General features: G+C 73.3%; 9 protein-coding genes. 5 read left to right on the top strand and 4 right to left on the bottom strand.

The features are described 5' to 3' along the window. Positions 1 to 91: 91 nt before the first annotated feature. On the bottom strand, positions 92 to 859 hold the full coding sequence (locus B7P34_RS24295) for a hypothetical protein (protein ID WP_106679776.1): 768 nt from the start codon (positions 857 to 859) through the stop codon (positions 92 to 94). Then, positions 859 to 2,139, bottom strand: a complete 1,281-nt coding sequence (gene eccE / locus B7P34_RS24300) for a type VII secretion protein EccE (RefSeq protein WP_106679778.1) — start codon at positions 2,137 to 2,139, stop codon at positions 859 to 861. Before eccE ends, B7P34_RS24295 begins: the two co-directional genes overlap by 1 nt. A gap of 181 nt (positions 2,140 to 2,320) precedes the next feature. Here eccE and eccB point away from each other — a divergent pair, with 181 nt between their 5' ends. The 4 genes from eccB (at position 2,321) to B7P34_RS24320 (ending at position 6,564) form a co-directional block, all read left to right on the top strand. Continuing rightward, a complete protein-coding gene (gene eccB, locus B7P34_RS24305; protein ID WP_106679780.1) occupies positions 2,321 to 3,940 on the top strand; it encodes a type VII secretion protein EccB in 1,620 nt (539 codons plus the stop codon). Positions 3,941 to 3,948: 8 nt separating this feature from the next. After that, a complete protein-coding gene (mycP, locus tag B7P34_RS24310) occupies positions 3,949 to 5,532 on the top strand; it encodes a type VII secretion-associated serine protease mycosin (RefSeq protein WP_106679782.1) in 1,584 nt (527 codons plus the stop codon). A 254-nt stretch (positions 5,533 to 5,786) separates the two neighbouring features. Next, positions 5,787 to 6,179 carry a WXG100 family type VII secretion target gene (locus B7P34_RS24315; protein ID WP_106679784.1) on the top strand — a complete coding sequence of 131 codons (393 nt, stop codon included), beginning with the start codon at positions 5,787 to 5,789 and terminating at the stop codon, positions 6,177 to 6,179. A gap of 76 nt (positions 6,180 to 6,255) precedes the next feature. Next, on the top strand, positions 6,256 to 6,564 hold the full coding sequence (locus B7P34_RS24320; RefSeq protein ID WP_106679786.1) for a WXG100 family type VII secretion target: 309 nt from the start codon (positions 6,256 to 6,258) through the stop codon (positions 6,562 to 6,564). A 139-nt stretch (positions 6,565 to 6,703) separates the two neighbouring features. On the opposite strand, the gene B7P34_RS24325 is transcribed toward B7P34_RS24320, so the two are convergent. Then, entirely contained in the window at positions 6,704 to 6,934 is a 231-nt protein-coding gene (locus B7P34_RS24325; RefSeq protein WP_106679788.1) for a DUF397 domain-containing protein, read from the bottom strand. Between the two features lie 200 nt (positions 6,935 to 7,134). Continuing rightward, positions 7,135 to 11,091, bottom strand: coding sequence for a type VII secretion protein EccCa (gene eccCa / locus B7P34_RS24330; protein ID WP_106679790.1), 3,957 nt, complete (start codon positions 11,089 to 11,091; stop codon positions 7,135 to 7,137). 250 nt (positions 11,092 to 11,341) lie between these two features. On the opposite strand from eccCa, the gene eccD reads away from it, so the two are divergent. Beyond that, positions 11,342 to 12,215 (top strand): type VII secretion integral membrane protein EccD (gene eccD, locus B7P34_RS24335; protein WP_106679796.1); only part of this gene is annotated, 874 nt, incomplete at its 3' end.

The raw sequence follows: 12,215 nt of genomic DNA on the forward strand, positions 1-12,215 counted from the left end.
AACCGGCCGGTCCGGCGGACCGGCAGCACGGTCAAAGGGGCGCGCACCAGCCGGTGCGCGCCCCTTTGACGCAGTCGTACAGCGCGTCCGGTCAGTCCATGCGGCGCGGGGCGCCCAGCAGCCTCGTCTCGGCCTCCGTCGCCCGCACGTCGACGTACGTCCACGTCCCCCGGGCGCACCACAGCGTCACCGTCTCCGGAAGCGTGGGCAGCGCTTCGACGTCGGTCTGAGGCAGCCCCAGGAGCCGGCCGAGCAGCTCCGCTTCCTGCGGCGAGACCCGCTGGATGCCGACGACGCCGACACCGCTGAGCAGACGCGGCGCGTCCGGACCCACGTAGGGGAGCAGCGTCAGGACCGACTGCCAGGGCGCGGTCACGACCCGGCCCCGGGGCGGCCGCACGCCGCAGTCGCGCACGACCAGCACAGGGCTGTGCACCGACGGGCCCTGCGGCGGCACCCGGCCGACGTCGTGCAGGGTCACGCACGGCTGTCCGCCGTTGGCGGCCTGGGCGAGCGCGGTCCACAGCCCGCGGCGGCCGGTCTCCACGGCGATCCGGGCCCCGGTGCCGGCCGTGCGCAGGGCGATCACCTGGGCCGTCCAGGCACCGCCGATCAGAACGGCGTCGAACGGCACGGGGCGGGCCACTCCGAGGACCGCGGGCGCCTCATGCGGGTCGGTGCCGATGACCACACCGTCGTCACCGACGGGCAGCGCCAGCGCCTCGAACTCCTCCGCAGCGAGCTCGTGCCGGCCACGGCGCGGCCCGAGCAGCCCGTGCCCGGCCCGGAACCACCCCGTACGGGCCGCGGAGGGCGAACCGGGAGCCGCGGGGGAGTGAGAGGGCGTAGCGGTGGCCATCAGCGCGTGCCTCCCAGGGGCAGAGTGGCGAGCATGCCGGGCACCTGCTCGTGGTCGAGCCGCACGAGGCCGGTCCGTGCGGTGCGCGCCGCACGCTCCAGTTCCCGTCGCGTCGCGGCCAGTTCGTCTGAGCTGCGCCCCGTCACCCGGACGTGAGCGGTCATCGTCGGCGCATGACGCCCGTTGCGCAGGCCGCCGCGCCCCAGCGTGAGGCTCAGCGTCGTCGACAGGGCGGGCAGTGAGGTGAGCAGTGCGGCGAGCTGCGGCAGCGGCACGGCTCCCGGCCCGAGCTGAGGCCAGCGCGCCAGCCAGTACGTCGTGTGCCAGCGGTCGTCGCACCGCAGGGCCCGGGAGCTCTCCAGCGTGCGCCGTGCGGGCGTGGCGGCCCGTGCGGCCTGCGCGGAGGCCACAGGGTTGACGTTCGCCGCCGTGGACAGGGCGGTCGTCAGTTCTTCTTCGGACAGCAGCGCCGCCCGGAACCCGGCTCCCTGGAGCCGGCTCGCCAGCTGGTCCGCCGCGCGCAGCACACAGCGGCGTGCGCCCTCCTCGCCCCCGCCGCGTGCCTCGACGGCCTCCGGGCACAGTTCGGGGTCGAGCTTGAGCGCGATCCACGTCGTCCGTACCGCAGGGGCCCCGGACAGGGCCTGGAGCGGCGCGTAGTTGCGCGCGGTCAGCGCCTCCGAAGGCAGGTGCGGGGCGGGCGCCGGCAGGGTGTTCTGCACCGCCTGTACGGACTCCAGCCGGATGCCGTCGACGTCCAGGGCGTCCCGCAACAGGGCCAGCGGCAGCGCCTCCTCGGTCCGCATGGGGCGCAGCGGCGCGTCCACGGCGTCGACGCGCAGCACGGCCGTCACGAACGTGCCGTCCCCCACGAGGCCGACAGCACGCTGCCCGCGGTCCGTGAACGTGCTCGTCCGCAGGGCGGGTTCGCACTCCACGACCGGAGCGATCGCCGGGTCCGTGCCCGCGTCCGCCGGTGCCGCGCGGCGGATGCGGGCGCGCAGCGTCAGCGAGGCCAGCAGGGACTCGGCCGCCGGCCGCTGACCCAGCGGCACCAGCGCGAGCAGCCCCAGCACCACGGCCACCACGGCAGCCGGCACGAGCACCAGCGGGCCGGCCGCCCACCCGAGCAGCACGAGGCCCGCGGCGACCTCGATCAGCACCAGCTGCTGCAGGCTCACCGGGCCGGAGCCCCCGCCCCGTGCCGTGGCCCGCGGGGCGACGGCGATCGGCCCGGGCGCGCCATCGCCCCGCGCCCGCACGTGCGTTGCGGCACCCATGCCCCTCACAGCCCCCTCAGCCGTCTCCGGCCGCCCCCATGGGGCGGCCGGGAATCCGGTCCGCGGCATGCCCTGACAGCCGCTCCGATCTCTACCGGCATAGTAGGGGCCGGTACGACAACCCGACCAAGCGCAGCGCCTGTCGACCGACGCCGACGACCAGAGGAGAGAGCGGCTACACATGGCATCACGGCGGGATGAGCTCAACGCCTACATCTTCGCGAGGAAGCGCACGATCGCAGCCTTCCTGCAGCCTTCCCCCAACGGGACGGAGGAAGGAGCCCCCCGCCCCCTGCGCGCGGTCGTGCCCGGCCTCGTCGCCGGGGCGGTGCTGATCGCCGGCTTCGGCGCCTGGGGCATGTTCCGGCCGACCGCGCCCAAGGGCTGGGACGACGAGGCCGCACACGTCATCGTCGGCAGCCAGTCCACCACCCGCTACGTCGTCCTGAAGACGGACAACAAGAAGCAGCTCCACCCCGTCCTCAACTTCGCCTCCGCGAAGCTCCTCCTGGCCCCCGACAAGTCCACCGTCATCAAGGTGAAGGAGGAAGAGCTCGACAACGGCCACATCCCGCGCGGCCCCACGCTCGGCATCCCGTACGCCCCCGACCGCATGCCCGGCGCCGACGAGGCGGGCAAGCAGAAGCAGTGGGCCGTCTGCGAGCAGCCCGGCGGCACGGGGCGGACCACCCAGAAGGCCGTCTTCCTCTTCGCCGGGCGTGACCCGAACCTGAAGAAGCTCACCGGCGAACAGCGCCTGCGCGGCAACCAGGCCCTGTACGTGCAGGGTCCGGACGGGGCCCGCTACCTCGTCGACCCCCGGGGCACCAAGTACTTGCTCGGCGGAGACGACTGGCGGTCCGCCGACGCCTCCGACCACAACCTGCTGCTCCGCTCCGTCTTCAACGACGGGGCCCGGCCCCAGCCCGTCACCAAGGACTGGCTGGATACCCTGCACGACGGCGCGCCCATCGTCTTCCCGGAGACCGGCGGCGACATCGGCGCGAGCGCGGGCATCGGCACCCTGCCCGGCAAGGCCGACCGCGTCGGCACCGTCCTCGAAGCGCCCACCGGCGGCGGCACCCAGAACTACGTCGTGCTCCGCGGCAAGGTCCAGCGCGTCTCGCCCCTCGTGGCCAAGCTGCTCCTCAACAGCAGGAAGCTGGCGGAGCTCGGCCAGGCCGGCGTGCCCGAGCGGGTGAGCGCGGCCGCCTTCACCCCGGCGGAGGACGAGTTCTACGGGCAGTACCACTGGCCCGCCACAGTGCCTCGGCAGGCGAACTTCACCGGGGCCGGCGACGCCGCCAAGAACACCGTGTGCAGCGTCTTCGGGGGCATGTCCGCGGGCGGCACCCCCGAACTCGCCACCTGGGCGGGCACCGAGTACCCCGCGACGATCCCGGACGGCGCCACCAGCGCGTACGTCACCCCGGGCTCCGGGCTCCTCTACCGGCAGGTCACGGGGCGCCAGACCAACAGCGGACCGGTCTTCCTCGTCACCGACACGGGGCTGCGCTACGCGGTCCAGTCCAACAGCGACAGCGGAGCGGGCAAGTCGAAGATCGGCGAGAAGCCCGCCCCGTCGGCGGGCCCGGACGGCTCGGCCGAGGCGCCGCATGAGGCGCCGCATGAGGCGGCGGACACCACCGGAGCCGCCGGCCCCGCCGAGGCCGACCAGGCGCGCACCAGGCTCGGCTACGGCAGGGTCGATCCCCTGCCGGTGCCGGCGAACTGGTCGCAGTTCCTGCCGACGGGGCCGCGGCTGGACACCAACAGCGCCAGGCAGCCGCAGGGATCGTGAGACAGCCGATGCCACGAACGACCACAGCCCTCACTCTCGTCCTGTCGGCAGCACTCACCGTGAGCGTGACGGCGGCCGCGTCCGCCGGCGCGGCGACCTCCCCCACCGCCGGGAGGGGCGCCGTATCCCCGCATGAGGCCCCCTCCGCGCCGGTGAACCTGGACGGCAGCGGCGAGTGCACCTACCCCGCCAAGCCCATCAAGGGCACCCCCTGGTCCCTCCAGCGGATCCTGCTCGACCGCCTCTGGCAGGACACCAAGGGCCGCGACAGCACCGGCCGGCCGGTCCGCGTGGCCGTCATCGACACGGGCGTCGACGTCAAGAACCCGCAGCTGAGGGGCGCCGTCGACGCCGAGAGCGGGGCCGACCTGCTCACCGGCATGCCGGAGGCGGCCAAGGACGCCACCACGGCCGGCGGCGCCAACGACGGGACCGGCGTGAGGGCGGACGCGAAGGACGGGCCCCGGGCGCCCGCGCCGGGGCCGTCCCCCAGCCCCTCCGCAGGCGCGAAGGACCGCCGGAAGGACAAGAGCACGCCGTCGCCCGGCGCGTCGCCGAGCCCGTCGGCGGGCGACAAGAATGCGTCCGGGAAGCCGGAGAAGTCCCCGGAGCCGAGCCCGTCGAAGAGCCCGGAGAAGAGCCCCGAGAAGCCGCCGGAGAAGGAGCCCGAGAAGCCGAAGCCCGATCCGACCCTCGACCTCGTCGGCCACGGCACCAAGGTCGCGGGCATCATCGCGGCCCGCCCGTCCCCCGGCAGCGGCTTCGTCGGCATCGCCCCGGAGTCGGTCATCATCCCGATCCGCCAGAACGACGAGAAGGGCACGGGCACCTCCCGCACCCTCGCCCAGGGCATCGGCCTGGCCGTCGCCGCCGGAGCGCGCGTCATCAACATCTCCCAGGACACGACGAAGGCCCTGCGCCCCGACTCCGACCTCGAACTCGCCGTCAAGGACGCCCTGGAGAAGGACGTCGTCGTGGTCGCCTCGGCGGGCAACGACGGCCTCGGCGGCGAGGTCAAGGAGACCTACCCCGCCGCGTACAAGGGCGTCCTGGCGGTGGCCGCCTCCGACCGCAACAACGAGCGTGCTTCCTTCTCACAGCCGGGCGAGTTCGTGGGCGTCGCCGCGCCCGGCGTCGAGATGGTCTCCACCGTCCCCCTGGGCGGCCAGTGCGTCGACAACGGCACCAGCTTCTCCGCCCCGTACGTGGCCGGCGTCGCCGCCCTCATCCGCGCCAAACACCCCGACTGGAAGCAGCACCAGGTCGTCGCCCAGATCGAGCAGACCGCGGAACGCGCCACCAACGGCCACGACCGCTACATCGGCTGGGGCGTCGTCGACCCGGTCCGCGCCCTCACGGAGGACGCCCACCCGCTCGACCGCGTCACCCCGGCCGGGCCCCAGGCGCGCACCGCACGGGCCCCCGACGTGGCCCCGCTCGCCGTGGGAGAGTCCCCGCAGCAGCGCAAGGAACGCCTCGCCACGTACGTCCTGGGAGGGGCGGCCGTGCTCGTCGCGACGATCGCCGGGGCGGCCGTCGTGGCCCGGGACCACCGGCGGCGCCGGGGGCTGTCCGGCCCGCGAGAGCTGTGATGGTATGCCACAACTGTCAAACGCGCCTGGTATGTACGTGGTTGGGACACGCGTCGTGAGTGGCTAGAGTGATCTGAGCGCCCTTGGGCGCCCCGGGGGAGGGCATGAGGCGGTGACCGGACGGCGGGCGAGCCGACCACGGGACGGTGCACGCACTGTGATCCGGCCCCGGCGTCACCCCGTCCCGCAGCACTGCCGGTGTCCGGCGTCATTTACACAATCGGAAGACAGGCCCTTCGGGGGAAAGGCGGAACATGTCGGGTTCGGAGAAGGACAGCCACAAGGTCAGTGACGAGGCGTTCAAGAACTTCACGGACGCCATCGACAAGACCAGTTCGCATTTCTCGGCCAACCTGCGCCAGCTGGCGAACGTCATCGCCACGCTGGACGGCGGCAGCTGGGCGGGCGAGGCCCACAGGGCCTTCCGCCAGGCACAGAGCGACCTGAACGACGAGCACGACCGCGTGCGCCGGATGATCGACCGGGTGCGGGAGGCCGTCGTCCTGACGCACCGCGCTTCCGGGGCGACCGACGCGGAGATCGCCGCCCAGATGAAGGGCGTCGACGTCACCGGCGGCGGCTCTGCGCCCGGTGGCGCCGGCGGGGGCCACAACACGCCGCCGCAGAGCAAGATCGACCTTCTCTGAACCGGCGCGGGCGGCCGCGCCCGCCGGCCCCGGTTCACTTTCGACCGACGAACGACACCACAAAGGGTGGGGACACATGGCAGACCAGGGTGGAGAGCTTGTAGTCCGCTACAGCTCCCTGCAGACCGCACACGACGACATCAAGAAGGCCGCGGGCGTGATCGAGCGGGAGCTGGAGGCCATGCGCGCCGCCGTGAACCAGGTCGCAGCCGGCTGGCACGGCGAGGCCCACCAGATGATGCTGCAGGTGGACGCGGAGTTCCGGAAGCGTAGCGCGCACATCCAGGCGACGCTCAAGCACGTCGCGGACCTCGTCCTGAAGGGTGGCGAGCACTTCCACGCGACCGATAAGAAGGCCTCGCAGCTCTTCGACATCAGCTACTGAGCCGGGCTGCGGATCCGGCCGTCGGCGGGCCGTACAGCAGAACAGGGGGCGGACAGCCGGAGAACCGGCCGTCCGCCCCCTGCGCGCTTGCCCGCCGGATTACGTCGGACTACGCCGGGCTGCGCCGGACTATGCCTGATTATTGGAGGTCGAACTCGCCGTCACGCGCACCCAGCACGAAAGCCCGCCACTCGGCCGGGGTGTAGCGCAGGACGGTTTCGGGGTCGGTCGAGGACCGCATCGCCACTGCACCATCGGAGAAGTAGGCGATCTCGACGCGCTCCTCGTCGTCCTTGGCCTCGGGCGCGCTCAGCCATTCGAGACCGGAGATGTCACGGGCGTAGAGCTCGTCCTTCTCGTGTTCGTCCATGGGGCAGGGGCCGCCTTTCGGTGCGCAATTCCGCCGGATTTCCCTGAACGCCACGCCAGTTGACGCCCACGGGGACAACAGTCGTGAGCAGCGTACTCCGGATGGATCCACCACAGAGTTGGTTCCGGGACGGTACTCGCAGAATGCCCGTGGCGTGGCGTGAAGTGGTATAGGACGGATGGTGCGGGCCGCCCGGTCGCTCACACTTCCTCGGGCAGCCACCCCACCTGCACCAGCGGCACCCCCCGCTTACGCGACACGAAGTACCCCCGCCCCGGCGGCATCTGGTGCGGCCGCACGCCGCCGAGCAGGTCGCCCTCGCCCGGGTCGCCGGACAGCAGCACGCCCTGGGCGCCCAGCTCCTTCACCCGCTGCATGAACGTCTCGTACATCGACCGGGACGCGCCCGCCGCGCTGCGCGCGATGATGAAGCGCACGCCGACGTCGCGCGCGAAAGGCAGGTTCTCGGTGAGGACGGAGAGCGGGTTGCCGCTGCCGGTGGAGACGAGCTCGTAGTCGTCGATGATGACGAAGAACCGCGGGCCCGACCACCAGCTGCGGTCGCGCAGCTGCTGCGGCGTGATGTCGGGCTGCGGGGCGCGCCGCTCCATGAGGCGGTTGAGGGCGTCGGCGTGCACCGTCAGGGCCGAGGCGACCGGCGCGTACTCCAGCAGGTGGGTGGCGGGGACGACGTCGAGGAGCGTCCGGCGGTAGTCACCGACCACGATCTTCGCCTCGTCGGGGCCGTACCGCTCCGAGATCTGCTTGGCCAGGAGGCGCAGCAGGGCGGTCTTGCCGGACTCGCTCTCGCCGAACACGAGGAAGAACGGGTCCGTCTCGAAGTCGACGAAGACCGGCTCCAGGTTGGTCTCGTCGATGCCGAAGGCCACGCCGTGCTGCGGCTGCTCGAAGCCCTTGGGCAGGTCGTCGGCGCGGAGCCGGCGCGGCAGGAGCCGCACTCCGGGCGCGCCGGGGCCGCTCCACGCCTCGCTGACGGCGCGCACCATGGCGGCGGTGCCGTCGGTGAGGGTCTCGGGGTCGCTGCCGGAGTCGATGCGGGGCACGGCGGCCATGAAGTGGAGCTTCTCGGGCAGCTGGCCGCGGCCGGGCACCCCGGCGGGGACGTTGGCGGCGACCTTGCGGTCGAACTCCGAGTCCATGGTGTCGCCGAGGCGCAGTTCGAGCCGGTTGAGGAGCTGGTCCTTGAGGGAGGCGCGCACCTCCATGTTGCGGGAGGCGGTCACCACGACGTGGACGCCGTAGCCCAGGCCGCGCGCCGCGACGTCGGCGACGAGGCCCTCCAGCATCTCGTACTCCTGCCGGAAGCTCGACCACCCGTCGACGATGAGGAAGACGTCGCCCCACGGCTGGTCCGTGATCTCGCCCGACGCACGCATCCGCCGGAACGTGCCGATCGAGTCGATGGCGTTCGCCCGGAAGTACTCCTCGCGGCGGGCCAGGACGCCCGCGACCTCGGCGACCGTGCGCCGCACCCGCTCGGGGTCGAGCCGGGACGCCACGCCGCCCACGTGCGGCAGGCCCTCGATGGCGCTCATGCCGCCGCCGCCGAAGTCCAGCCCGTAGAACTGCACCTCGGCCGGTGTGTGCGTCAGCGCGAAGGCCGACACCAGCGTCCGCATCAGCGTCGACTTGCCGGACTGCGGCCCGCCGACGACGAGCATGTTGCCCGCCGCGCCCGAGAAGTCGCGGTAGAGCACGTCCCGGCGCTGCTCGAAGGGCTTGTCGACCAGGCCGATCGGGACGCTGAGACGGCCGGGACGCGGATGCTCGGGCGCCGTGAGGCCGCGGCCGGGTACGGCCGAGAGGGGCGGCAGGAGCTCGTCGAGGGCCGCGGACCGGTCCAGCGGCGGAAGCCACACCTGGTGGGCCGGCGGGCCCTGGCCCTCCAGCCGGCGCACGATCACATCGAGGACCGTGTCCGCCAGCGCGTCCTCGCCCGGGGCGGGCGACGACGGCGTCACGGGCGCCGGGGCGGTGTAGGTGACGGGGACCGGCTCGGCGGTGAACAGCACGGGGCGGCGCTCGATCGGCAGCGGCCCCGTGCGGGGCCCCGTGCCCGCGTCCGACCGGTACGTGCCCGAGACGTACGCCGCCTTGAAGCGCGTCATCTCGTCCGTGCCGAACTTCAGGTAGCCGGAGCCCGGCACCGACGGCAGGTGGTACGCGTCCGGCACGCCGAGCGCCGTGCGCGACTCCGCGGCCGAGAACGTCCGCAGGCCGATCCGGTACGACAGGTACGTCTCCAGGCCGCGCAGCCGGCCCTCCTCCAGGCGCTGCGAGGCCAGCAGCAGGTGCACGCCCAGGGACCGGCCGATGCGGCCGATCTGGATGAACATGTCGATGAAGTCGGGCTTGGCCGTCAACAGCTCGCTGAACTCGTCGATCACCAGGACGAGTGAGGCCAGCGGCTCCAGCGCGGCACCGGCCGCCCGCGCCTTCTCGTAGTCGTGGATGTTGGCGTAGTTGCCCGCCGAGCGCAGCAGCTCCTGCCGGCGCTGCAGCTCACCGGTGATCGAGTCGCGCATGCGGTCGACCAGCGTCAGGTCGTCGGCGAGATTGGTGATCACGGCGGCCACGTGCGGCATCTCCGACATGCCCGCGAACGTCGCACCGCCCTTGAAGTCGGCCAGGACGAAATTCAGCGTCTCGGAGCTGTGCGTGACCGCGAGCCCCAGGACCAGGGTGCGCAGCAGCTCGGACTTGCCGGAACCGGTCGCGCCGACGCACAGCCCGTGCGGCCCCATGCCGTCCTGCGCGGCCTCCTTCAGGTCCAGCATCACGGGGGCGCCGTCCTCGCTGACGCCGATCGGCACCCGCAGCCGCTCCGCCGCTGACCGCGGCCGCCACGTGCGCGCCACGTCCACCGCGCCCGCGTCGCCCAGCCCCAGCAGATCGGTGAAGTCCAGGTTCGCCAGCAGCGGCTCGTCGCCGTCGCCGCCCCCGCCCATGCGCATCGGCGCCAGCTGCCGCGCGAGTGCCTCCGCGGCCTCCATGGCGAGCGTGTCCGGCACGCCCTCGTAGACCGCGACCTGCGACATCAGCCGCAGCGAACCCGGCTGCACGACGACCGACAGCCCGCCGCGCGGCTCGCCCAGATCACCCGTCACGACCTCGACGACGGTCACGCCCTGCAGCCCCTCGGGCGCCGCGAACACCGAGTCCGCCGGCACCGGGGCACCGTCCAGCACGACCACCACGTGCGGCTGGTCCAGCACCGGCTGACCGTCCCGGCTGAACCGTGTGCGGCCCTCCAAGCGCGGCCGCAGCAGGTCCTCCAGCTCCGTCAGGTCGTCCCCGATCAGCCGCCTCGTGCCGGCCCCGTCCACCGCCCCGGGCACCTGCACGTGGGGCAGCCACTTCGTCCACTCCCAGTACGACGCCGCGCCCCGTGCCGAGACCACGGCCACCACGAGGTCCTCCGGCGAATGCAGCGTCACCAGCTGCGCCACCAGGGCCCGCGCCGCCCCGTGCACCGACTCCGGGTCGCCCGACAGCGTCACGTGGTAGAAGGCGCGCAACGACAGCGCCACCGGCATGCCGTCCAGCGAGCCGTGGGTCGCCAGGAACTGCTGCATCGCCCCCGTAGTGAGCGGCTCCAGCTCGTCTATCGGCGCCGTCTCGGGCGCCACCAGCGGCGTCGCGAGCTGCTGCGTGCCCAGCCCGATGCGGACGTGCGCGAAGTCGTCGTCGCTCGCCCGCCGTTCCCACAGCCTCGTGCCCTCGGCCACCACCGACCACAGCTGGTCGGGGGAGGGGTGCAGGTAGAACTGCGCGTCCCGCTGCGCCTCGGCCGTGCGCTGCACGGTGCGCCGGGTCTGCGACAAGTACTTGAGGTAGTCGCGGCGCATGTCCGCGGTCTGCCCCTGGGTGCCCTGCCGGTGCCGGACGATCATCGCGATGGTCATGCCGAGCGTCGAGCACATCATCAGCACGCCCATGATCTTCATCATCGGGGCGGCGCCCGGCATGAAGAAGTACACCATCGACGAGGCCATGCCGAGCGTCGGCAGCAGCTGCATCAGCAGCCCCTCCTGACGGCCCCTCGGCAGCTCCGGCGGCGCCTGCAGGAGGACCTCCTCGCCGGGCACCTCCGGCGGCAGGGTCCGCGGGGGACGACTGACCACGATCTGGCTCACCGGATGCCTCAACCCCTCCGCACGGCAAGGACAGTTCCGCGCGGCAACGCCTGCCGCCATGACGGCGACGGCCCCCCTGCGCGGAACGGTGATCCTATCGGCGTACGAACGGGAGCCCCCCGATAGGGTGGCCGCACAGTCGCGCAGAGTCGCGCACAGCCGCGCGCGGGCCCGGACGCACGGGGCGGGAACAGCCGCCCGCGGAGCACGGCCGCGCACCGTGAACCACGTGAACCAAGGGGCCTGATAGGTGAGTACGTCCGCTGCGACCGGCTTCTGCCGAGTGACCGTCGTCGCGCCCGACAGCCGGATCGACGTCGCCCTGCCGGACGACATCGCCGTCGCCGACGTGTACCCGGAGATCCTGCGCCTGACCGGCCAGACCCAGCCGGCCGGCGCCCCCACCGGCTACCACCTCGTACGCCGCGACGGCGCCGTCCTCGACAGCGCCCGCTCTCTCGCCGCCCAGCGCGTTCTGGACGGTGACCTGCTCGCCCTGCGGCCCTTCGCGGAGTCCCTGCCGCCCGCCGTGCACGACGACGTCAGCGACGCCGTCGCCTCCGCCGTCACCCGCGACCACACCCTCTGGAACGACGGCCTCCTGCGCGCCTGCGGCCTGGCCGGCGGGGCGCTGCTGCTCGCCCTCATGGGCCTCGCGCTGTGGTTCGCCGACCCCGTCCGGCACGACATGCACGGCCTGCCCGGCGCGGTCGCAGCCGCCGTCGGCGTGCTGCTGACCGCCTTCGCGGGCGTACGGGCCCGGGTGTACGCCGACCGCGGGTCCGCCGTCGCCCTGGGCCTCGCCGCCCTCCCGCACGTGATGATCGCCGGGGCGGGGATCCTCGCCCCCGCCGCGGGCGAGGGAGCGGGCCGGCTGCAGTTCCTGCTGGGCTGCGCGGCCGTGCTCGTCGCCGCCGCCGTGCTCGTCGCCGTCATGCCGGCGGGCGACGCCCCCTTCGTCGCCGCCCTGGCCGCCGCGGCCACCGGCACCGTGGCCGCCTTCTGCGCGGTCCTCACCGAGGCCCGCCCGGCCGACGCCGCGGCCGTCTGCGCCGTCGTCGCCATAGGGGCCATCGCCTTCCTGCCCGGCCTCTCCGCCCGTGTCGCCCGCCTCCCCATCGGCT

The organism is Streptosporangium nondiastaticum, assembly GCF_003011965.1.
Classification (GTDB): Bacteria; Actinomycetota; Actinomycetes; order Streptomycetales; family Streptomycetaceae; genus Streptomyces; species Streptomyces nondiastaticus.